17 protein-coding genes are annotated in these 22,672 nt (G+C 43.6%); 6 read left to right on the top strand and 11 right to left on the bottom strand.

Going from position 1 to position 22,672, the window contains the following annotated elements:
- The first annotated feature begins 193 nt into the window (after positions 1 to 193).
- The 4 genes from DXX92_RS11185 to DXX92_RS11170 all read left to right on the top strand — a co-directional run bounded on the left by DXX92_RS11185 (position 194) and on the right by DXX92_RS11170 (position 7,408).
- Positions 194 to 1,738, top strand: coding sequence for a methyl-accepting chemotaxis protein (locus DXX92_RS11185; protein ID WP_116000517.1), 1,545 nt, complete (start codon positions 194 to 196; stop codon positions 1,736 to 1,738).
- 491 nt (positions 1,739 to 2,229) lie between these two features.
- Complete coding sequence (locus tag DXX92_RS11180) at positions 2,230 to 5,364, top strand: efflux RND transporter permease subunit (RefSeq protein ID WP_116000516.1); 3,135 nt, start codon at positions 2,230 to 2,232, stop codon at positions 5,362 to 5,364.
- A gap of 85 nt (positions 5,365 to 5,449) precedes the next feature.
- Positions 5,450 to 6,571 (top strand): efflux RND transporter periplasmic adaptor subunit, encoded by a 1,122-nt coding sequence (locus DXX92_RS11175; protein WP_116000515.1) that lies wholly within the window; start codon positions 5,450 to 5,452, stop codon positions 6,569 to 6,571.
- A gap of 144 nt (positions 6,572 to 6,715) precedes the next feature.
- Complete coding sequence (locus DXX92_RS11170) at positions 6,716 to 7,408, top strand: SIR2 family NAD-dependent protein deacylase (protein ID WP_116000514.1); 693 nt, start codon at positions 6,716 to 6,718, stop codon at positions 7,406 to 7,408.
- Between the two features lie 63 nt (positions 7,409 to 7,471).
- Here DXX92_RS11170 and DXX92_RS11165 read toward each other — a convergent pair whose 3' ends face one another.
- The 5 genes from DXX92_RS11165 to DXX92_RS11145 form a co-directional block, all read right to left on the bottom strand.
- A complete protein-coding gene (locus DXX92_RS11165; RefSeq protein WP_116000513.1) occupies positions 7,472 to 7,969 on the bottom strand; it encodes a GNAT family N-acetyltransferase in 498 nt (165 codons plus the stop codon).
- 154 nt (positions 7,970 to 8,123) lie between these two features.
- A complete protein-coding gene (locus DXX92_RS11160) occupies positions 8,124 to 8,429 on the bottom strand; it encodes a DUF2007 domain-containing protein (protein ID WP_116000512.1) in 306 nt (101 codons plus the stop codon).
- Complete coding sequence (locus DXX92_RS11155; protein ID WP_116000511.1) at positions 8,430 to 8,924, bottom strand: SLATT domain-containing protein; 495 nt, start codon at positions 8,922 to 8,924, stop codon at positions 8,430 to 8,432.
- 103 nt (positions 8,925 to 9,027) lie between these two features.
- On the bottom strand, positions 9,028 to 9,525 hold the full coding sequence (gene ilvN / locus DXX92_RS11150; RefSeq protein ID WP_116000510.1) for an acetolactate synthase small subunit: 498 nt from the start codon (positions 9,523 to 9,525) through the stop codon (positions 9,028 to 9,030).
- A complete protein-coding gene (locus DXX92_RS11145) occupies positions 9,525 to 11,255 on the bottom strand; it encodes an acetolactate synthase 3 large subunit (protein ID WP_116000509.1) in 1,731 nt (576 codons plus the stop codon). The genes ilvN and DXX92_RS11145 overlap by 1 nt, the downstream gene beginning before the upstream one ends.
- A 538-nt stretch (positions 11,256 to 11,793) precedes the next feature.
- Here DXX92_RS11145 and DXX92_RS11140 point away from each other — a divergent pair.
- Together DXX92_RS11140 and DXX92_RS11135 are read left to right on the top strand one after the other, a co-directional pair.
- Complete coding sequence (locus tag DXX92_RS11140; protein ID WP_116000508.1) at positions 11,794 to 12,369, top strand: DUF4136 domain-containing protein; 576 nt, start codon at positions 11,794 to 11,796, stop codon at positions 12,367 to 12,369.
- A gap of 269 nt (positions 12,370 to 12,638) precedes the next feature.
- Positions 12,639 to 14,192, top strand: coding sequence for an HD domain-containing phosphohydrolase (locus DXX92_RS11135; RefSeq protein WP_116000507.1), 1,554 nt, complete (start codon positions 12,639 to 12,641; stop codon positions 14,190 to 14,192).
- Between the two features lie 119 nt (positions 14,193 to 14,311).
- Here the strand turns inward: DXX92_RS11135 and DXX92_RS11130 are convergent, their stop codons facing one another.
- The 6 genes from DXX92_RS11130 to DXX92_RS11105 all read right to left on the bottom strand — a co-directional run bounded on the left by DXX92_RS11130 (position 14,312) and on the right by DXX92_RS11105 (position 22,498).
- Positions 14,312 to 17,419, bottom strand: a complete 3,108-nt coding sequence (locus tag DXX92_RS11130) for an efflux RND transporter permease subunit (protein WP_116000506.1) — start codon at positions 17,417 to 17,419, stop codon at positions 14,312 to 14,314.
- Positions 17,419 to 18,558, bottom strand: coding sequence for an efflux RND transporter periplasmic adaptor subunit (locus DXX92_RS11125; protein ID WP_116000505.1), 1,140 nt, complete (start codon positions 18,556 to 18,558; stop codon positions 17,419 to 17,421). Before DXX92_RS11125 ends, DXX92_RS11130 begins: the two co-directional genes overlap by 1 nt.
- Positions 18,559 to 18,587: 29 nt before the next feature.
- On the bottom strand, positions 18,588 to 19,313 hold the full coding sequence (locus tag DXX92_RS11120; protein ID WP_116000504.1) for a TetR/AcrR family transcriptional regulator: 726 nt from the start codon (positions 19,311 to 19,313) through the stop codon (positions 18,588 to 18,590).
- Between the two features lie 453 nt (positions 19,314 to 19,766).
- Entirely contained in the window at positions 19,767 to 20,435 is a 669-nt protein-coding gene (locus tag DXX92_RS11115) for a hypothetical protein (protein ID WP_147301952.1), read from the bottom strand.
- A 207-nt stretch (positions 20,436 to 20,642) separates the two neighbouring features.
- On the bottom strand, positions 20,643 to 21,245 hold the full coding sequence (yfbR, locus tag DXX92_RS11110) for a 5'-deoxynucleotidase (RefSeq protein ID WP_116000502.1): 603 nt from the start codon (positions 21,243 to 21,245) through the stop codon (positions 20,643 to 20,645).
- A 35-nt stretch (positions 21,246 to 21,280) separates the two neighbouring features.
- Positions 21,281 to 22,498 carry a pyridoxal phosphate-dependent aminotransferase gene (locus tag DXX92_RS11105; protein ID WP_116002395.1) on the bottom strand — a complete coding sequence of 406 codons (1,218 nt, stop codon included), beginning with the start codon at positions 22,496 to 22,498 and terminating at the stop codon, positions 21,281 to 21,283.
- Positions 22,499 to 22,672 lie beyond the last annotated feature (174 nt).

Below are 22,672 nucleotides of genomic sequence, written 5' to 3'. Positions count from 1 at the left end.
ACTGAATTAATACAATTTGCGCGTATTTTTTGAAAAAAAAATAGGCTTTAATAAGCCGTTTTATAATGCTAGCACAAACCAATAAAAGTCTATAAATAACAATCACTAGCAACATAATTTAAGAATTTTGGCCGAGCAGGCCAGTTTTGTATTTCATTCAGTTTTTCATTCAATCAAGAGGTGTGAATGAGTAATGAGTAAAGAACAACGTTTTTCTGAGCAAGATATCTTGCTTTCAACCACCGACCTAAACAGTCATATCAAGTATGCTAATGATAGTTTTTGTAACATTGCGGGGTATGAATTAGATGAAATGATCGGTCAGCCGCACAATATGGTGCGTCACCCTGATATGCCAAAAGCTGCATTTAAGAATTTGTGGTCATATATTAAAGATGGCAAACCTTGGATGGGGCTCGTTAAGAATCGCTGTAAAAATGGCGATTATTATTGGGTTAACGCCTATGTTACGCCGATTAAAAACGAAAAAGGTGAAGTCTACGAGTACCAGTCAGTGCGTACCGCACCCGATCGTGATGCTGTTGCCCGTGCTGAAAAGCTTTACCAGCAACTTAACGAAGGTAAATCACCAGTTCAGTTAACAGCGCAGCTTGATGCGACACTCGTTTTTCAAATCATTGCAGCATTAATGAGTGTGTTGTCTATTACGTCACTAGTTTTAGAGCCTACTAGCGTACTTGCCTGGATCATGAGTATTTTGGCAACGTCCGGCTGCTTTTTATTTGGTTTATGGCGAAAGCGCTATAAAACTGTGGTTAATCGCGCGAAGCAAACGTTTGATAACCCGTTAATGAACCTCGTTTATTCAGGCATTAATAGTGACTTAAGCTGTGTTGATTTAGCACTGAGAATGCAAAAAGCTGAATTAAGGGCGGTTGTTGGTCGAGTTGCGGATGACTCTGGAAAAATAGCAGAAAGCGCAGTTGAATCTGCTGAACGAGGCAGTGGTATTGCACAAATACTGTCGAGTCAAAAATCAGAGACAGAACAAGTGGCCACGGCTATTCACCAAATGTCGTGTACCGTGCAAGAAATTGCAGAGGTCGTTGCCAACGGTGCCAATGTTGCTCAACAAGGCTTAGTCATCAACGATCAAGGTCAACAAGTTGTAACTAACATGGTGGCAGCAATTAGCGAGCTATCTGCGCAGCTAGGTAATGTTGATAGCGCCATTAGCCGTTTAATCACTGGCAGTCGAACCATTGAAACCGTGTTAAGCGAGATCAGTAGTATTGCTGATCAAACGAATTTATTGGCACTAAACGCTGCTATCGAAGCTGCTCGCGCCGGTGAACAAGGTCGCGGTTTTGCGGTAGTTGCTGAAGAAGTTCGCGCTTTGGCAATGCGCTCGCAGCAGTCTACTGACGAGATTGCTAAGTTGTTGGCACAGCTTAGGGAAGAATCAGATGCTGCGACCAATGCTATGGTCAAAGGCAATGACTTGTCAGCAAACTGTGTCGACCTTGCCAATGACACCGGTAGCGCGCTAGCTCAGCTCAATACCGAAGTTACTGAATTGGCCAACATCAGCGCGCAAATAGCAACGGCTGTTGAAGAACAATCTGTAGTTGCTGAGCAAATTAACCAAAACGTGTCTACTATCTCGCAAATGTCGAGTGAAAGTGAACAACACGGCAGGGAAGCCGTGAGTTTAAGTGAAAACCTGCTTGATAGATTAAACGATCAAAAGAGTTTAGTTGCTCAGTTTAATGGCTAGCCAATAGACTTTATTCTACCTAACACGCCTATTACTCGTAATAAGCGTGTTAGGTAGCTTATAAGTTGTCCTCTTGTTTATTAAAGGTAATTTGTTTATTAACGGTAATCTCATATCCACCTCAACCATCACCGCTGTAAACCTCTACTTTAAACAACTCTGATAAATATCAAACACTTATTTAATATTAAGTGGTGTCGCTGCCTACTTTGGCAATGTTGCTAAATATGTCGGTAAATATGTCTAAGTATGTCGAGTGATTACCAAGCGTTTCTCGTACGTCATTTATCGTATTAAAGTTGAATTTCATCCTATCCCTACTAGCGATAAACAATTGAGTTGTTAGCTTTTAGTCATGATTTATTGATATTGACTAACCCCTTTACAGCAACGGCTTGATGCAACTGCCAATTGATAATCAATAATTAAGGTAGTGCAAAACAGTACAGCGAGACTGTAAATGCGGGGGAGTTAAAGGGAATAGTACTGAAATGAAACTTACCTCCACCGCGCTGAAAAGTCCGGCTGCTGTATCAGTAGCTGTTGCGTTTATCTTGCTTGTTGGTTTACTGAGCCTAGTTAAACTGCCAATCCAATTGTTTCCAGATATTGAACGACCTCGTATCGCCATTCAAACATTTTGGCGTGCCGCTTCGCCGCAAGAAATTGAGTCAGAAATTATAGAGCCGCAAGAGCGCGTGCTAAGGGGCATTCCTGGCTTACATTCAATGAACGCATTTGCCAATCGCGGCAATGCTTTTATTAATTTGGAGTTTGGCGTCGAAACCGACATGGATCAAACGCTTATTGAGGTAATCAGCCGCATGACGCGTGTTCAAAACCAACCACGAGATGCGCGCCCGCCAAGGGTTATGCTCGGTGGCTTTGGTGGTGGTACGCCCGCATTGACCTTCTTTTTCTTGCAAGCCTTGCCCGATAATCCAGAGCCCATTGATAATTACATTGATTACGCCAGCGAAGTGGTGAAACCACGAATTGAGGCGGTACAAGGGGTCGCGGGCGTGCAATTATTTGCTGATCGCAATCGTGAAGAGCTACAAATTCGCTTTGATCCAATCAAAGTGGCGGAATATGGCATTCAAATCCCCCAATTAGTCTCACTGGTGACTGCAACGAATGATGTGACTGGTGGCTTTGTTGATGTCGGTCGTCGGCAGTACACATTGCGATTTAGCGGCAAATACGATGCTTCAGACCTAGCAAACCTAATACTGGAGTCGCGTAATGGTCGCAATATTCGCCTTGGCGATATTGCAACAGTAGAAGTGCGTCGACCTGACAAGTCTGAAACCGCCATCCAAAACGGCAACCCAGCGTTTTCTATGCGAATTGATCGCGCTAATGGTGCCAATGTATTGGAAACATTAAACCGTGTTAAAAACGAAATCACCTTAATTAATGAAGAGTTGCTGGCACCGAAGCAGTTAGTGATGGTGCAATCATTTGATGCCTCTGTGTTTATTTACCGAGCTATCAATCTAGTGCGTAACAATTTATTTGCCGGTGTGGTGCTGTCACTATCCGTACTTTGGCTGTTTGTCCGCCGTATGCGTGCCACCTTGATCATCGCAACGGCTATTCCGATCAGTTTATTCACCACCTTTATTGTGCTGCATATTACTGGCCGTAGTCTAAATGTGATTTCACTGGCGGGATTAGCCTTTGCCGTCGGGATGGTGTTAGATGCCGCGATAGTGGTGCTAGAAAACATTCTGCGCTTGCGCGACCAAGGTAAAGATCAGCATGAAGCGTCAGAGCTTGGCGCAAAACAAGTGTGGGGTGCGTTACTGGCATCTACCGCAACGACTGTTGCTATTTTTCTACCTGTGTTTTTCCTTAAAGATATAGAGGGGCAACTTTTTGGCGATTTAGCGCTAACCATCGCTATCGCAGTATCTGTATCTTTGCTGGTGGCAACTGTGCTGCTGCCTGTGTTAGCCAAGTATTTTCTTCGCCAACAGCAAGTGGTCGATCCAAATCAACGAGTCTGGCAATCCATTACCAACAAAGTGATGCAGGCAACGAGCACTAAGCGCCGCCGCTTGACCATTGCCTTTGTCATGTTGGCTCTGCCAATTGCGGTCACTTACATTGCGATGCCCAAACTAGACTATTTACCACCAGTTAAGCGTGATGCGGTTGATGCACGGTTACAATTTCCACCGGGCTCTAATGTTGACACGCTAGAGCGTGAAGTGGTGGCGAAAATCGTGGAGCGTTTACAGCCTTATATGGACGGCGAAAAAGAACCTGCGCTAAAAAATTACTACCTTTTCACTGGGCCATTCGGCGGTAATGTTGGCGTACGTGTTAAAGATCAATCGCGTGTTGATGAACTGTTAGATATCGTGCGCAATGAAGTGTTAGTTGATTTACCAGACACCAATGCTTTCGCCTTTCAAGGCAATCTTTTCGGCGGTTTCGGTGGTGGCAGACAAGTACAAATGCGCTTGCAATCAAAAGATAACCGCGCGTTGCAAGAAGCGGCTAAGCAAGGTTTAGAATTTGTTAAACAGGCCATTCCTGAAGTGAGTGTTCAAGCAAGACCAGGCGTTGAGATGGCTGAGCCAGAGCTGAGACTGACACCTAATGATCGCGCCATTTTAGAGCAAGGCTGGGACCGCCGTGCACTGGGCAGTGTCGTTCGAACATTAGGTGACGGTTTATATGTTGGCGAGTACTTCAATGGTACTAAACGTATCAACATGATTTTACGCGCTGATGGTTGGGAAAACCCTGACAATTTAGGCGATGTACCTGTGGTAACTGGCAACGGCAACATTACCCAATTGTCTGAACTCGTTAGCATCGACCGTACCGTTGGGCCGACAAGGCTAACCCGCGTTGATGGCAAGCGAACCATTACGTTAAATATAAATCCGCCTCAGGGCTGGTCATTAGAAGAGACCATCGATGCGCTAAAAAGCCAAGTAGAGCCGAAACTTGTACAAGTGATGCCGGAAGATGGCAGCATCCATTATGGCGGAAGCGCCGATCAATTGGAAAAAGCCATTGGTGTAATGAGTGAAAACTTTGCATTCGCATTGGTGATTCTATTTCTACTGATGGCTGCCTTATTCCGCTCGGTTAAAGACAGCATACTGGTTATTATCACCATTCCGCTAGCCACTGTAGGCGGTATTTTAGCGCTGCAAACACTCAACCTTGTGGTATTCCAGCCATTAGATTTATTGACCATGATTGGCTTTGTCATCTTGCTTGGCTTAGTGGTTAACAATGCCATTTTATTAGTCCATCAAACTCGCCAAGCCGAGCTAGTTGGTATGTCGCGCGATGACGCAGTTGAACAAGCGCTAATGTTGCGCTTGCGTCCAATTTTTATGAGTACAGCGACCAGCTTTTTCGGCATGTTGCCATTACTGCTTATGCCAGGTACGGGCAGTGTGATTTATCGCGGCTTAGCCTCGGTAATTGTCGGTGGCTTAGCAGTAAGTACCATTTTTACCATTATTTTATTGCCTTGTTTATTGCGTATCACTGGCCGAGATATTGCTATTAACGCCGCTCTCTTGGGCACTAATAAAATTATTGGAAAACCAGAACAAGCCCAACTAGTTGTGGTAAAGCCAGACTCTCAAACATAGGTGCAGCGCTGAGCAGTAAGTAATGCGCCTATGGGTTACACAACGAATAAAACAGAATACTAAATTATACGTACAGGAAAAGATCATGAAAAAGTCACTGTTAGCGGTTATCACTCAAACATTCTCAAAGCCAATGTCGAGCGCGGCTATCATCGTGGGCTTTGCCAGCCTGCCGGTGGCATCAATAACGAGTTTGGCAGCGGAAGCGGAAAAAGCGGCACTAGTGAGTATCGATTTTGCAAAAACCGAGCAAGTAAACCCGACCATGTGGCTACCAGCTAATGTTATCAGTCGACGTAACTCGCCGTTGTCGGCTGAGCAAACTGGGCAGCTACTATGGATTGAAGAAGTTGGCACTCAAGTAAGTGCAGGGCAAGTGATAGCGCGTCAAGACAACCGCCATTTAACACTACGTTTGGCACAGCAACAAGCTGAACTCAAACAATATCAAGCGGATGTTGTGTATTTAAAAAAACAGCAACAGCGGTTATCTACGCTAAACCAAACCAACCATACCGCACTAAGTGAATTAGAACGCACAGTTAAAGACTTAGCGGTGGCGATTAACGAAGTTGATGCGACAAAACTGGCAATGGAGCAAACGAAGCTGGCGATTGAAAAATCAGAAATTAAAGCACCGTTTAGTGGCAGTATCAGCCAACGCTTTGTTGATGAAGGGGTATTAGTGATGAGTGGTAGCCCAGTGTTGCAACTTGTTGATACTCATCACCTTGATGTAAAGATTGCTGCGCCTATCACCATCGCGCCACACATTAAGGCAAACGATAAGGTCTTGGTTAAATGGCAAGGTGAACTGTTAGAACTACCGGTCAGAACGTGGAGCTTAGCGGGTGATCAAGCTTCTCGAACATTCGATGTGCGCTTGCAAGCAGACGGTAGTGAGATGATGGCAGGCAGTGCTGTAACCGTATCTCTGCCTAAAGCGGCAAGCAAGCAGGCAACGCTTGTACCTCGTGATGCTTTGGTTTTACGTGAGCAAGAAACCTTTATTATGAAAATTGACGGTCAAGACACAGCACAAAAAATCAGCGTATTAGTTGGTCAAGGAATTGGTCAATGGATTTCTGTCACCGGTAATGTAAAGGCGGGTGACGAAGTTATTATTCGTGGTGGCGAGCGCTTGCAGGCAGGACAAAAAGTACGCCGCGATGAGGCATTAACGCAAGTGGCTGCGGTTAACCAATAGGGTTAATCGCATTAAACCGACAAACCTTAAGCTAAAACCGCTATACACTGACAAGTTCGCGTGATTTACTGTTTAAATCTTTGGAGATTAAAGGCTGTAACGCCATATCTTATGCAACGGTTAAAAGAGTAAGCGGAAAGTGTTATGAAGAAGTTGGTGGTATTGTCTGGCGCAGGGATGAGCGCAGAAAGCGGTTTAAAAACCTTCCGCGATGCTGATGGCTTGTGGGAAGGTCACGATGTGATGGAAGTGGCAAGTATTGAAGGCTGGCAGCAAAATCCTGCGTTAGTATTGGATTTTTACAATCAACGCCGTCGCCAATTACTTGCTGCGCAACCCAATATTGGACATCAATTATTAGCTGATCTAGAGCAGCATTTTGAAGTTTCAATTGTTACCCAAAACGTTGATGATTTGCACGAAAGGGCAGGTAGCCAAAAGGTAATTCATCTACATGGACAATTATTGGAGTCAAAGAGCAGCATAGATGATGACCTTATCTATCCTTGTCACCAAGATATCGAACTTGGGCAAACCTGTGAGCGTGGCAGCCAGTTAAGACCTAATATTGTCTGGTTCGGTGAAATGGTGCCTATGCTTGAACCCGCCGCCAAACTTGTTGCTCAGGCTGATGTATTAGTGATTATTGGAACGTCTATGCAGGTATACCCCGCGGCAAGTCTAGCAAACTTCGCGCCCGTTGATACGCCCATTTATTACATCGATCCTAAACCCGCGATTAATGAGGCGGTGCAGCAATTAACTAATTTAGTGGTAATTGCTGAGACAGCGAGTCAAGGCTTAGCATCGCTCAAAGAGCAGTTGCTGGAAATATAAATACATTTATCTTGCTAGCCAAACTTATTGTCAGGTATGGCTTAGGCGCATTTAAAAAATTAGTTATCGCCGCTCGCTAATAAAGATTGCCAAGTTAGCTCGGTACTTTTGATAGCTTGTAAATCGCGCAGCGAGTTCAGGCGATAAGTCGGCTGTTATTGAGTTCTTGTCGACCAGTGAAAAGCCGCAACTGCCATAAAATTGCGCTAAATGAGGCTCAGCAAAGCAAACAATATGATCAACCTCTAAGCTGCAATGTTTCAGTGCATGCTTGGTAAGCTTTTTACCCAACCCCAAACCGCGATAGCTTTGGCTTACAACGAGTCCATGCAGCAATGCTTGTTTGTTGCCTTGCCTTAATTGGCTGATGATCACGCCGCCAATAATATTTTTAGACAAGTTATTGTCTTGGTGGACAAGTGGTGCAATAGAATTGTATTCGCTGGCAACAAATGCTTGGTCGTATCCTTTAAATTTCGCGCTGTAGTTTTGGTTGCGGTAAAAGCGTTTAACATCATTTTTATTCGCGTCAGCGCTAAAACTTATGTGGTTGTCTTGCATTCTATGGCAGTTGTGGAATGTGTTAAGGGGCTGTGCATTGGCTTTGTAGTGACTTATAGGCTAGAGAACTTAGCGCTCGTCGCCATCGTCAAACTTTAGTGGGTTTCCGTTAAATCTCATTGTGTTTGACTATTAAACAGCTTGTACAAAGGGTTTAGGTTGGAAATGGCGTTTCACATTGCCAGCATATTTCAAATGCAGCGCCATTTTGCTCTTTGCAATTAGGACAAAACCAGTCTTCGCGTTGACCTTGGCGTTTAGCATCAGCAATTAACGTTTGTGCTTTGCTGAGCTGGCTATCATTTACCAGCCATAATTCTGGCCACGCATCTACAGCAGCTAATTCACCAACACCGCCACTGGCAAATTCATTCTTTAAGATAACTTCGATGCCAGCCATGGTCAGTAAGTTTTGAATATTAACAACGACAACTGGGTTTTCATGGGTGTAGATCAGCAATTAATCCTCCTGAATGGCTCGATATTTATTAAGTACCGCTTGCGGTATTTCGGGTGATTCTAATGCGAGAGAGTCCATTTTGTCTTTAATTTTATTTAATGACTCTTTGGCCGCTGCCATAGACTCTTCACATGTTATGTTGATGGTTTCTAGAGACCGTCTGACATCGCCATATCTTGCACCCGCCATACGATGGCGCTCAGCTCGCTGGCTTAGTTTAAGAAAGGTTTGCAACCCTGCCAATATAGCCACCAATAAACTTAAAACTCCAGAGATACTCTTGGCAACTTCTTGTGATAACACTTTAGATATTGCTTCAATAGGCACGATCACCTCTGCGCTACCTATCAACGCTGAGAGCACAATAACTGGAATACCAAGCTGTAAAAATCGCCTCTCATAAAGATTACCAGAGTCATAGTGTGCATTCTGCACTCGTACTACGCGAGTGTGCCATTCGTCGATAACTCGATGTGTTTCGCTGCTGATGTCCATAATTTTGTATCAAGCTAGGGCGTGTACAAATAATTATGGCAGGAGATATAAAAAAGGCAGACTTTAGTCGTCTGCCTTTGGTATCAGTTGATTTGCTGTAGGTTTATACGCGCAATGCTTTCTCACCGCGGCCAATGCCAACGCAACCTGAGCGAACTGATTCGATAACTTCGGTTTCGTTCGACACCGCACTAATAAAGGCATCAAGCTTTTCAGCATCACCAGTGACTTGCACTGTGTATACTTGCTTGCCGATATCAACGATATTACCTCGGAAAATATCCGCAATACGTTTGATTTCAGTACGTGTTTTGTCATTCATTGCTAATAACTTAATGAGCAGTAATTCACGCTCAACATGGCTGCGCTCTGTTAAGTCAGTGATCTTGATCACGTCGATGAGCTTGTTTACCTGCTTAACGATTTGCTCTAAAACACGATCATCGCCAGAAGTGGCAATGGTAATGCGCGATAAACTTTCGTCTTCTGTTGGTGCTACGGTCAAGCTTTCAATGTTAAATGCACGTTGTGAGAAAAGGCCAACAATGCGCGACAAGCTGCCAGGTTCGTTCTCAAGTAAAATGGCTAAAATACGACGCATTATGCTTTCTCTCCTTTTTTGATCCACATTTCATCAACTGCGCCGTGACGCACCTGCATTGGATAAACATGTTCTTTTTCGTCAACAAGTACATCAACGAACACTAGGCGATTACGAGTTTCAAACGCTTCTGTTAATTTTTCGTTTAATTCGCTTAAGTGGTTAATTTGAATACCAACATGACCATAAGATTCTGCTAATTTCACAAAATCAGGTAGCGACTCCATGTATGAAGACGAATGGCGACCACCGTAAATCATATCTTGCCACTGTCGCACCATACCCAGTGAACGGTTATTTAATGACACAATCACCACAGGTAAGTTGTACTGTAAACACGTCGATAATTCTTGAATGTTCATTTGCACTGAGCCATCACCAGTAATACAGATTACATGGCTGTCTGGGAAGGCCAATTTAGCGCCCATTGCTGCAGGCAAACCAAAGCCCATAGTGCCTAGGCCACCTGAATTAATCCATTGTCTAGGTTTGGCAAACGGATAGTACTGCGCGGCAAACATTTGGTGCTGACCAACATCAGAACAAACGTAAGCTTCACCTTTGGTAATCTCGTACATGGCTTCAACCACTTGTTGTGGTTTAATTTTGTCGCCATCAGCAGGAGCTTGGTAACTAAAGCTGTTAACACTGCGCCACTCTTCGATTTGCTTCCACCAGCTTGCTAGTGCCGCTTCATTGCGCTCATAACCAATGGCATCCATTTCTTCCATCAGTTGAGTCATTACATTGTCAACTAAGCCAACCACTGGGATATGGGCATTGATGGTTTTTGAGATTGACGTTGGATCAACATCAACATGGATAATTGTTGCGTTAGGGCAGAACTTTTGGACGTTATTTGTCACGCGATCATCAAAGCGGGCACCAAGCGCTAAAATAACATCAGCGTTTGCCATTGCTTTGTTGGCTTCCAAACTACCGTGCATGCCAAGCATACCCAAGAAGTTAGGGTGAATACCGGAAATGCCGCCAAGTCCCATTAAGGTATTGGTGATCGGAGCATTTAATCGCTCAACCAAGGTTGTTAATTGCTCAGATGCATCGGCTAAAACAATACCACCACCTGTGTAAACCACTAAGCGCTCTGCATTAGCAATGGTTTTCACCGCTTTCTTAATTTGCTTAGGGTGGCCTTTTACGGTTGGGCTGTAAGAGCGTAATTTTACATCAGTATCGATATGGAACTCGCCCTTATTTTGTGGGATCAGCATGTCTTTTGGTAGCTCAACCACAACTGGGCCTGGGCGACCTGAGTTGGCAATATAAAAAGCCTTAGCAATAATGTTTGGAATATCTTCTAATTTACGACAGTTAAAGCTGTGTTTCACAATTGGGCGGGAACAACCAACAATATCGGTTTCTTGGAAGGCATCATCACCAATTAGGCTGGTGGCTACTTGACCAGCTAATACCACCATTGGAATTGAATCCATGTAGGCTGTTGCGATACCTGTCACACAGTTTGTTGCGCCAGGGCCTGAAGTGGCTAGAACCACGCCAACTTCACCAGTAGCTCGGGTGTAACCGTCTGCCATGTGAGTGGCGGCTTGTTCGTGTCGTACCAGAATATGCTCAACATCATCCTGATTGAAAATTGCGTCATAAATATCAAGTACTGAACCACCCGGATAGCCAAAAATGTATTTGACCTTAAGTGCTGATAGTGCCTTGACCACCATTTCAGCGCCGGTATATAGCTCCTTCGTCATTGTCTCGCCCTTAATATGTTCTGAATTAATAAAAAACCCCCGGTCTGTGCAGAGCGGGGGTTTTTTGGTGTTTAAACTATGTCTTTCCTACGAATAGCACCAGCCCCGCTGTGGCTTGACAACCACGACGACCACGAGACGCACGATGAGGATAAATGCTGATTTCACGTTAACAAAAAGTTGCATAGCTGATTAAGTTGCCACCATTTTTAAGGGGTTCACGGTGCTTTGTCAACCATTAATTACAATAATCTCGAATTATTAAAAACTGCTCATTGTTGAGCTCTTGACAAGGGTTTTCTGCGTAATAACCACTATAAATAACAGTGATTAAACTCTTGGTGATGAAAGCCTCACCTATTAACGTTCTAGTTAATTTTAATAGGTGAGTTTAAGGTAATGATTTTTAGTGGTAAATTAGCTTCATACCAGTGAGTAGATGAGCCAAAGATAATATAGACACACGAAACTAGAAAGCACTATTGGTTGTCTAAGGTCTAGTTTAATGTGGGTTCTTGTCGTAAATAGGATGCAAGTTATGAAAATAGTTAAACAAGTGATGTTAGTCGCACTAGTAGCAGGTTTAGCGGGCTGCGCCAGTACATACAAAGCAAAGGTCAATTTTGACAAAAATGAACAAGTGAGCACGGCAGACTATAAAACTTTCGCATGGCTGAAAGAGTCAAAAATTTTAGCTGCACCTGCCGATATCAACCCCGTAATGAAAGTGCGCGTTGATGAAGCTATTGAACGAGCATTTATCGCCAAAGGTTACACTATGGTTGAATCAGCTCAAAATGCTGATTTTACTGTTTCTTATACCGTTGGTAGTCGAGACAAAGTGCGCGTTGACAGCTTCCCAACTGCTTATCGAGCTGGATGGGGCTGGGGGCGCGGCTACTATGGTGGTTACCATGGCAGTGTTGTGGTTGGCACCGATACGCATGTACGAAACTACACTGAAGGTAAATTAGCGATTGATGTATTTGACGTCAAAACAAAGCAGCCTACTTGGCATGGCTGGGCAGTAAAACGTATGACACGCGCTGATAATGACGATTCAATGGCAACAATCAAAACGGTTGTAGACGAAGTCGTCGCCAACTTCAATTAACGAATGCTGTTAGCAATTACGCAGGCTTGATATGTTTAAGTCTGTGTTGTCCTAGTACTATACAAAAGATACAAAAGATACAAAAGCGCCAACTAAGGCGCTTTTTTTATGTCACTAGAATGATTGATGAAATAGTTAAAATTGTTGAGAAAAGCGCAATAAAAGTGTCGAAAACATAAATAACAGGGCGAATTTTCCTTAAGTTTTTGGCAAAAATATGCCAGTGTATAGAACATAAGAACGATAAATAGAAGTACCAAATTCAAGTTATGGATAAGTTTATATTTAAGGATGAACCGGAAGAAAATAAGGGATTAACAACGGCAAAGGCTGATAAATATTGGCGCATCCTTATTGTTGATGACGATGAGTCGGTGCATCAGGTCACTAGTCTCGTCCTTGCAGATGCAGAAATTGAAGGGCGTAAGTTACAACTTGTCTCCGCTTATTCCAGTGAACAAGCACGAAAACTGCTCAAAGGCGATGATAGTTTTGCCTTAGCCTTTGTTGATGTTGTAATGGAAACAGACCATGCAGGGCTTGAATTGGTGGAATGGATTCGCGACGAACTGAAAAATCAGGCTATACGCCTTATTTTGCGCACTGGCCAAGCGGGTAGTGCACCAGAGGCCAAAGTTATTAAAGACTTTGATATTAACGATTACAAAGAAAAAACCGATTTTACCTCAGGTAAAATGATCACTAGCGTTTATGCTGGTATTCGCGCCTACCGCGACATTATGACCATTCAACGCAGTTTGGATGGTTTTAAACAATTGATTACTGCCACTCACGACTTACTCAAAATTAACCAAATTCGCTCATTTGGCTCCGCTGCCTTGCAACATTTGCTATCGCTTATGAATGTTGAAAGTTCAGCACTTTATATTGCCCGAAATCATATCGACTTTGATCAATCGGCATCCAATATGATTATCGCTTGTACGGGTAAGTACATCAGCGAGTCTGACAGTTTGGAAAGTTCGGCAATTGATGAGCCTATTAAAGCCTTAATTAGTGAAACCTTCGCGAGGAAAGCGCATTATAGTGATGATCAGTGTTTTATTGGCTATTACGAAACAGGCGAGTCGGGCAACAGTGCCGCCAGTGTGCTTTACATCGAGTTTGAACAAGATGCCGAACATTTTAAAACCAATCTTGCTGAGCTCTACGTTACAAATGTGGCCCTGATTCTCGAAGGTTTAACGCAGCGTCACGAAATAGAACGAACTCAAACTGAAATGTTGTATTTGGTTGGTGAAGCAATTGAAACCCGCAACCACCATATTGGTAGCCATGCCCAACGGGTTAGCTTGCTGAGTGCTTTGTTTGCACAGAAGCTTGGCTTATCCGAGCGCTTTGTGAGCGCTATTAAAATTGCTGCACCACTACATGATATTGGTAAGGTTGCCATTCCCGATCATATCTTAAACAAGCCAGATAAGCTGACTGAGGAAGAGTGGCGGGTAATGAAAACGCATGCCACGTTGGGTAGTGAAATATTAGCGCGTTCGAAAGCAAGTATTTCCCAGCTTGGCGCTCGTATAGCACACTATCAGCACGAAAACTGGGACGGCTCAGGCTACCCTGAAGGCTTGCAAGGGGAAGAAATTCCAGTAGAGGCACGTATTGCCGCAATTGCTAACGTTTTTGATACCTTAGGCAATGATCGTTGTTACAGTAGAAAGTGGCAAATGGATGAAATTAAAGATCACATTGCAGCACAGCGTGGCCTTCAATTTGAACCTAGGTTGGTAGATATTCTGTTTGCTAATTTTGAAGAATTCGCCGCAATTCGTCAGCAATTTCCAGAAACAGAGTAAGCCAAGGTATGTTACTAATAGTCGATAAAGCCATAGCGTAGATACGCTCAAAGCTGAGCTAAAAGAAAAGGCAATATGATCAGCTCATATTGCCTTTTTTGTATTTGGCTTGGGGGATACTAGTCAGCATTCACCACTTTTAATTGCATGGGTGCTTCAGTCATTTCATCAATTTCAGTTTCACCGCGATGATCTTTTGCCAACCAGTGATATAAAATGGGCAGCACAATCAAGGTAAAGAAAGTACCAATCAGCATACCTGCCACCAGAATAATCCCGATGCTATTACGCGCTTCTGCACCTGCGCCAGTCACTAACACTAGTGGGAAATGACCAAGTACCGTTGCCGCTGTCGTCATTAAGATAGGGCGTAAGCGGGTGCTGGCGGCTGATTTTACAGCATTCAGTTTGTTTGCTCCTTGCAACTGCATATGGTTGGCAAACTCAACAATTAATATGCCGTTTTTGGCGATCAAACCGATTAAGGTGATTAGGCCAATCTGCGAGTAAATATTCACTGAAGTTAGGCCGACAAAGGCCAACATTAACGCACCTGAAAGCGCTAGCGGGGCACAACCAAGCAACACTACTAATGGGTCTCTAAAGCTATTAAATTGAATCGTTAAGACAAAGTACACTACCACCATGGAAATCAGCAGTACACCAACCATAGTATTGCCTTCTTTGCGCAGTTGACGAGACTCGCCCGCATAATCTACCGAGTAATTCTTTGGTACGATATTAGTAGCAATTTGTTCAATGCTCGCTAGTCCTTGCTCTTTGGTTACATGCGGTAAAATACCAGCAAAAATACGGAATGATTTTTGTTGGTTAAAGGAACCTAAAACACGCGGCGCAGTAATAGCGCGAATACTGGCAAAGCTAGCAACAGGGACAAGTGTGCCATCGGCAGTCGCGATCTGCATATCTAACACATCTTCTGGGTTAAATTTCTGCTGATTGCCAACTACCGGGATAACGCGGTACGCCTTACCTTCGTTGTTAAAACGATTAACATAGTTATTGCTCATTAACACGCTAAGCTGATCGTTTACATCCGAGAGGTTTAAACCGAGATCTGCCACTAAGGTTTTATCAATAACTAACTCAGATTGTGGCAAATCGATTTTTAAATCGGTATCAACAAACATAAAGTTACCCGATTGATAAGCTTGAGCAATAATTTGCTCGGCGTAGTTACGCATTGTGCCGTAATCGTCGTTAGTGCGGATCACCACTTCTACATCAAACTGGCCAGCCGTTGGCAACGCCGCTGGTAATACCGGCAATAAATTTAGCTCTGAAATTTGACCGAGCTGGCCATACAGTGCTGGCAAACTTTCATGCACGCTTTGCTCACGTTGCTCAAAGCTTGCTAGCTCAATACCACCAAAACCGGCATTTTTAGTAAGGATTTGCCAAACAAACTTACCACCGTCAGTTGCCTTTAAGGTATCAACCACTTGGTTCATATTGTTAGTGGTGTAACTCATTGACGCTTCTGGCGGCGCTTCCACCACCACGTTGATGCTGTTTTGATCTTCCACTGGCGCTAATTCTTTTTGAGAAAACAGGTAAAATGGCACCACTAATAAACTAAAAACAATGGCGACAAAGATGATCGGCGCTTTGAAGGTAAAAATGCTGTCCAGTAGTTTTAGGTACTTAGCTTGTAAGCGCTCAAAACCACCATTAACTTTCTTCGTTAAACGTCCTTCTTTACCACCTTCTGGCGATACATAGGCACTCATCACAGGGGACAGAGTAATCGCTACTAGGCCAGAAATTAACACGGCAACTGCTAGGGTAAAGGCGAATTCGCGAAACAGATAGCCAATTAAACCAGATAAGAAACCAATTGGTGCGTAAACCGCGGCAAGCGTAAGTGTCATGGCAATTACTGGTACTAATAACTGGCGCGAGCTAATTAATGCAGCGTTAAATCGTGATTTACCTTCTCGCATATGGCGAGCGACATTTTCGACCACGACAATGGCGTCATCGACCACTAACCCGACAGAAAGCACAATCGCTAAAATGGTTAGTAAGTTGAGTGAAAAGCCCATCAGCGACATAACCGCAATCGCACCCAAAATTGAAATAGGAATAGTGATCAGCGGTACCAGCGCAGTTCTAAATGACCCCATCATGGCGATAACAACAATACCAACCAGTAATACGGTTTCGATCAATGTCGTGAAAATCTCTTTAATGGCATCACGCATATACAGCGTGCCATCGTAACCAATATCGATGCTCATACCATCAGGTAAAGTGGCATTTACGCGCTCTAGCTTTTGATAAAGGGCATCGCCAATAGAAATTTCATTGGCGCCCGGAAGTGGCCAAACTGCTAAGAAAATCGTGTTTTGGTGATCTAAACGCGCGGTGACAAAGCCTTCTTCTTCGCCTAATTCAACATCGGCGATATCACGCAGCCGAATGGTGGCACCATCCATTTCTTTGATTACTAACTGCTCGAAATCTTCAACCGTTTGCAAGGTAGTGTTGGCGAGTAAATCAATACGTTGGCGACTATTTTCACTGTAACCTAAAGTGGCAATGGTATTGTTACCTTGCAGTGCTCGTTGCACGTCGTTGGCGTTTAGGTTAAAAACCGCAAGCTTGTCGGCATCTATCCAAACGCGCATAGCTGGGTTCCTGCCACCTTCAAGGGTGACTTTTTGCACGCCGGGTATATCGCTTAATACTGGCGTGATATTACGGCTTAAATAGTCAGTGACTTGGCTACGGGCTTTACCTTCGGCATGCACGTTAAGGTAGAAAATTGCGTATGGGCTATCAGCACGGCGCACGGAAACGGCAGGATCTTCAGCACCAGCTGGTAATTCAAAGCTGATTTGACCAAGGCGGGTGGTCAGTTCAGCAAGGGCATCTGTGGTATCGTGATTGAGTTGCAGCCACGCAGTGACTTTACTGCTGCCAGCTAAGGTTTGCGAGTCAACATAATCTACACCGGGCACGGTCGAAGCAACACGCTCAATCGGTTCGGTGACATAGCCTTTAACTACTTCGGCAGAAGCGCCTGTGTAGGTGGTATTAATTTCCAGCGAAGCGCTTTCAATGCGCGGAAATTGCTGCACTGAGATTTTATGCGCAGAATGAAGGCCAGCCAAAACAATCAGCAGCGATAGCACAATAGCGAGCGCTGGGCGGCTAACGAAAATATCCATTAGTGATGGTTTGTTCTCATGCAGAGCGCTCATTAGTTTAGCTCCACAGTGTTTCTTGGCATTGGCATTAGAGCGGCACTGAGTGAGCTATCATCAGTCATTTCTGGATATACTAATAAACCTGGGCGCAGCTTAAATGAGCCTTCAGTAGCGATTAAGGTGCCTATCTCCAAACCTGAAAGAATTACTTGTTCATCACCCAAACGTTCACCTAAGCTAACCACTAGTTTTTGTGCACGGTATGCCTTGTTGTCATCTTTTACTAATTGATAGACAAACGATTCCAGTTGATTGCGAACAACGGCGGAATTTGGCACAACGACGAGTTGCTGAGCCTTTGCATTAATCGTGATTTTCACTAGCTCATTGTGGCGAAAATGGGTAGCACCATCGTTGATCTCTGCGCGGTAAATCATATGACGCGAACTCGCTTGCATTTGGGCATTTTGGCCAACGATTTTGGCTGCAAAACGCTGTGCTTCGCGGTTTTGGCCAATGGCGGTGACCACGACGGTTTCATTTACATTTAAGCGGCGTTTGGTTTGTGGTACTTGAAAATCTACCCAAATATTGGCATCGTCACCGACGATCGTGGTAATGGCCGAGTTGCTCGGTAAAAACTGGCCAACTTGGTAGGTGTCTAGGCCAACCACACCGCTAAACGGCGCGACAATTTGCTTTTTCGCGATAATACTTTGCAAGTTTTCTATGTTGGATTTGGCGATATCCATTTCTGCTTCGGCTAAATCGAACTCTTGCTGGCTCACCTTATTTTGCTTCACTAAAGTTGCCATACGCGCAAAATTGCTTTTACGCAATTTTAACGTCGCTTTAGCAGAGGCAAGCTGTGCTTGCTCTTCGCTGGTATTTAGTGACAGTAATAAATCGCCTTTATTTACTTTATCGCCACCAGCAAAGTTCACTTGGTAAATAATACCCGGTAGCTCATTTTGCAATTGCACGATCTGCTTAGCAACGATTTGACCATTAACTTGATAGCTTGGCACATACTCGCGCGACTGGGTGATATGGGTTTTTACTGCCGCCGATGGCTCAGGGAAAGCTTCAGCCATCGCCATTGCCGCTTGAATTTGTTGGAATTTGAAAAAGCCAAGCCCGCCTATGGTAATAACGATAATCAGCAGGGCGGTTAGCCAAGATTTAATATGCATTTTGTCTCTTCCTAAAAACTTTGTGTTTACTATCTCAAGCCAAGTTCGACTAATAAGGCGCTGGCTTTCTCAATGCCTTCAGGCGTCAGCGGGGTTTGCCATTCATAGCTATTCAGTAAACGAGCAACACTTTTAACAATAAGTGAGTCGGTTGGGGTGGGTTCGCGCAAGGTGTCGGTACCTTCCGAAATAAGGCGAGTTTGTGTAACACGTTGCACGTATTTGTGGCCCTCCATTAGCGCCCAACAGCTTAAATTGATTTCTTCAATCATTTGATCTGTGTTGCCATTAAGCTTTAGTTCGCCACTAAATGCCGCTTTGTGCATACATTTATTAAAAATAGCCTCACATCGCTCATGCTTACGTAGCATGCGCTCAGTCCAAAGTGGGGAAGCGCGGCTAATAACGACTTCATTTGCAGCGAAGCCATCAAGGTCAGTATCAAATGGGTAAACTTGCACTTTTACTGGGTCGAATAAACCAATCGCGACAATTTTCTCGGGTGTTGTCAAAGGCAGTTCGAATACCTGTTCGAACAGGTTGCTCCAGTGCTCAAATACGCGAGTAGCGAGGGCAAAGATAATGTCCTCTTTGCATTGTACATGCTTGTAGATGGAGCCCATTGAAAGTCCGGCAGCTTTGGAAATTGCCGACATGGTAAAATCTAAAACTGACGTTTCGGCAATACAATTTGCCGCCGCATTGAGAATTAATTCTTCTTGCTCTTGCGGGCTATATTTAGGTGCTGGCGCCATAAAATTCCTTAAATGTTAGCAAGCTATCAAATTAGCTTTGCCGTCGAAATTAATCATGTGTTGAGCTCAGTTTTAACGGCTCAAAATAAACGAGAACACCACGAGAATCGTTAATCATACTCTTCTTGATTCCTTTTAGACTTGTATTCGAATGGCGTTCGAATGAGGTTATTTTAGTTGGTATTAGTGATTTGTCAATTGGAAGAATTGTTCTCAAACGCCCACCAATCACAGGAGATTAAATAAAAAGCTAGTTATTCAATGAGTTAGCTAGTTGACTGTTAATTGGAAAAAGTCTATCGCCAATTAATAGCGACAGTGACCGTCTCTGACAGTAAAGAAACTGTTTTAGCTTAAACTACCAGGCATTAACAAAGGCAAAAGTTCAGCTTTTGGGAGGCAATTGTCGCTGAGCTTGTTCGGTAGGCTTGTTGGGTAGGGTAGCGGGATATTTTATCGGTAATCGGTGCTGTTAATGGTTTTGAAATTCAATTGGCTTTTATAGGTTTTCGTTAGAAGAGCAAGTAGTGCCAATAGGAAAATCAAAGCAGTTTTGGGCTCAGGGATGTCGTTTGCTGGTGCCGTAAATTGCAAGGCATCAATTCCAAATACGGCATTTGCATTTGATGAGGTGGTAAAGCCGGTTAAGGTAAATGAAGTTAAGGCAACGTCACTCGTGACGCCAAAGAAGGTACTGGCATTCCAAATATCGGTAACTGTTAAGGCGTCAGCTAACTCATTACCAAGGCTGTCGGTATAGGTTAAGTTGGTTGAATTGAGCTCGTTGACAAATAACCCAAAAGCAAAAACTTCGTGATTGAAGTGAAACGTCACCGAATTTCTTTCTCTTAGTGTTAGGGCGCGATCACCTTCAGAGACTAAACTGCTGTTTGTTCTATAACGAATATAGCCAGATTCCACGTCAACAAGCTCTAAGGCATTATCGTTAAAGCCCTCAAAGGCAAGTGGTGAACTCACTGCTGACTCAAACACCTCTTGGTCGGAGTAAATGATTAAGCTGGCATTAGCGTTCAAAGAAAAAAGGGTAGAGACAAATGCCAAGATAAGCAAAGGAGCAAATAACACTTTACTTGGCATTAAACAGTTAAATATCGACAACATAAGTCCCTCTATTTACGAAAGCTTTAAATACAGTTATCTGAGCCACGGAATCTTTAGCAGAATTAGTGCAAGCACCAGCAACAAAAATAGGTCAGATAAAATTGATAACACTAGGGTAGCGTCAGAATGTGAGGAAAATATGTGTTTAATGAAAGTGTTAATTAAAAATGTTGTCGTTAGCGTTAACAATAATTGTGGAACGGAGGGCTAGTGATCGTCTTGTGCTAACTTATCAACACTCACAAAGCAGTGCTCTTCAAAGGTATCTAAGAAAAACGCAACTTCTGGCAATTCTTGCTTGTATTGTTCGAGCATGCCCAGCAACCGCGTTTTAACATGACTAAACTCTTTGTTGCCATAAGAAATTTCATCATTGGCTTTAAGATATGCGGAAATCAAATCAGCGGCTTTCACTAACTTTTTATAGTCGCTGTCTACTTGAGATTGCACCAGCAGCGGCCTAAAGGTTTCGCGCAGTGGCTCAGGTAAGCTATGTAAACACTCAAACTCTGCCAACTCTTCTAGCTTTTTGAATTCTTTGGTTAAGGCTGGGTTATGGTATTTCGTGACATGATTAATGTCTTGCAGCTTTGTTTCTGAAACTTCGTGGTAGAGCGCAATTGTGGCGGCACGCTCTGGGCTGAGCGTACCGTTAAAGTATTGATTGCGGATCACCGCTAGTAAATGGGCAATAACCGCCACTTGATGAGAATGTTCAGCGATATTTTCTTTCTTCACTGAATGCATTAATGCCCATCGCTTTATCAGCGGCATACGTAAAATCCAAGCTAAAAAAGTACTTTTTATCATCAGTTCTCTTTTTTCAGGAATTGAAACTTATATTACTAATCCTGGCGATAAGTATTGAAAAAATGCCCCATACGCTCAATTGCCGGCACAAGTTCGTCAACATGTGGCAAAAACACTAAGCGGAAATAATTACTTTCTTCAATGTTGAATGCACGACCATGCACGAGCAAAATTTTCTCTTGCTTGAGTAAATCTAGCACCATTTTTTCATCGTCTTTGATATTGAACTTTTCCATATCTACTTTCACAAAGAGATACAGAGCGCCCATGGCTGGCTGGCAGGACAATCCGTCAATGGCATTGATCATCTCGTAGGCAGTATTACGCTGTTTAAGTAAACGACCATCACCGTTAATTAGCTCGTTAATGCTTTGATAACCACCTAATGCGGTTTGAATCGCATGCTGACAAGGTACGTTTGCACACAAACGCATACTAGACAGCATATTCAAACCTTCAATGTAATCTTCTGCGAGTAGCTTAGGGCCGGAAATCACCATCCAACCAGCGCGAAATCCGGCAATGCGATAGTTTTTTGAAAGGCCGCCCATGGTCATAATCAGCACATCTTCCGCTAAACAGGCAGTCGGTGTGTGAACGGCACCATCGTATAGAATTTTATCGTAAATCTCGTCGCTAAAAACAATCAGGCCATGTTTGCGCGCCAGCGCTAAAATGCCTTGCAAAACTTCTTCTGAATACACTGCACCCGTTGGATTATTCGGGTTGATTAAGACAATGGCACGCGTTTTTTTGGTGATTTTGCTTTCCATATCTTCAAGATTGGGAAACCAATGGTTCTCTTCATCACATTTGTAATGCACAGCTTTACCGCCAGATAGCGATACCGCCGCTGTCCAAAGCGGGTAGTCAGGTGCTGGGATCAATACTTGATCGCCATCTTCTAACAATGCTTGCATTGCCATCACAATAAGTTCGCTAACGCCATTGCCGATAAATATATCGTCTACGTTAACGCCTAAAATGCCTTGTTGCTGGAAGTACTGCATTACGGCAACGCGCGCAGAATAAATACCTTTTGAGTCACTGTACCCTTGTGCGGTTGGAAGGTTGTGGATCACATCTTTTAAAATATCATCAGGCGCCTCAAAGCCAAACGGGGCAGGGTTACCAATGTTGAGCTTGAGAATTTTATAACCTTCATCTTCTAAACGCTTGGCTTCGGCGGCGATTTGTCCTCTGATCTCATAACTGACATTGTTGAGCTTTGAGGATTTAGTCACTGTTTTCATGATTACTGCCACCGAATAATTAATGTTGATAGAAAAATGGGTAAGGCAGTTAATGTAACAGTATTTGTGGTTTTTGAAACAGTTACTTGCAACTTTTTTATCGCTTTTTAACAGGGTTTCAATCACATTGTGTATAAGCGCTAAGCGACTTGATAGCTCAGGTGTGTGCTTGGC

The organism is Thalassotalea euphylliae, from assembly GCF_003390395.1.
In the GTDB taxonomy this organism is placed as follows: domain Bacteria; phylum Pseudomonadota; class Gammaproteobacteria; order Enterobacterales; family Alteromonadaceae; genus Thalassotalea_F; species Thalassotalea_F euphylliae_C.
This window is presented reverse-complemented; position numbering and strand designations above follow the sequence as displayed.

Coding starts and splice junctions, on each gene's coding strand:
- DXX92_RS11140 (WP_116000508.1), top strand. CDS start 11,794: ATGAAAATAGTTAAACAAGTGATGTTAGTCGCACTAGTAGCAGGTTTA.
- DXX92_RS11105 (WP_116002395.1), bottom strand. CDS start 22,498: ATGAAAACAGTGACTAAATCCTCAAAGCTCAACAATGTCAGTTATGAG.
- yfbR (WP_116000502.1), bottom strand. CDS start 21,245: ATGATAAAAAGTACTTTTTTAGCTTGGATTTTACGTATGCCGCTGATA.
- DXX92_RS11170 (WP_116000514.1), top strand. CDS start 6,716: ATGAAGAAGTTGGTGGTATTGTCTGGCGCAGGGATGAGCGCAGAAAGC.
- DXX92_RS11155 (WP_116000511.1), bottom strand. CDS start 8,924: ATGGACATCAGCAGCGAAACACATCGAGTTATCGACGAATGGCACACT.
- DXX92_RS11120 (WP_116000504.1), bottom strand. CDS start 19,313: ATGGCGCCAGCACCTAAATATAGCCCGCAAGAGCAAGAAGAATTAATT.
- ilvN (WP_116000510.1), bottom strand. CDS start 9,525: ATGCGTCGTATTTTAGCCATTTTACTTGAGAACGAACCTGGCAGCTTG.
- DXX92_RS11175 (WP_116000515.1), top strand. CDS start 5,450: ATGAAAAAGTCACTGTTAGCGGTTATCACTCAAACATTCTCAAAGCCA.
- DXX92_RS11165 (WP_116000513.1), bottom strand. CDS start 7,969: ATGCAAGACAACCACATAAGTTTTAGCGCTGACGCGAATAAAAATGAT.
- DXX92_RS11185 (WP_116000517.1), top strand. CDS start 194: ATGAGTAAAGAACAACGTTTTTCTGAGCAAGATATCTTGCTTTCAACC.
- DXX92_RS11135 (WP_116000507.1), top strand. CDS start 12,639: ATGGATAAGTTTATATTTAAGGATGAACCGGAAGAAAATAAGGGATTA.
- DXX92_RS11180 (WP_116000516.1), top strand. CDS start 2,230: ATGAAACTTACCTCCACCGCGCTGAAAAGTCCGGCTGCTGTATCAGTA.
- DXX92_RS11145 (WP_116000509.1), bottom strand. CDS start 11,255: ATGACGAAGGAGCTATATACCGGCGCTGAAATGGTGGTCAAGGCACTA.
- DXX92_RS11125 (WP_116000505.1), bottom strand. CDS start 18,558: ATGCATATTAAATCTTGGCTAACCGCCCTGCTGATTATCGTTATTACC.
- DXX92_RS11130 (WP_116000506.1), bottom strand. CDS start 17,419: ATGAGCGCTCTGCATGAGAACAAACCATCACTAATGGATATTTTCGTT.
- DXX92_RS11115 (WP_147301952.1), bottom strand. CDS start 20,435: ATGTTGTCGATATTTAACTGTTTAATGCCAAGTAAAGTGTTATTTGCT.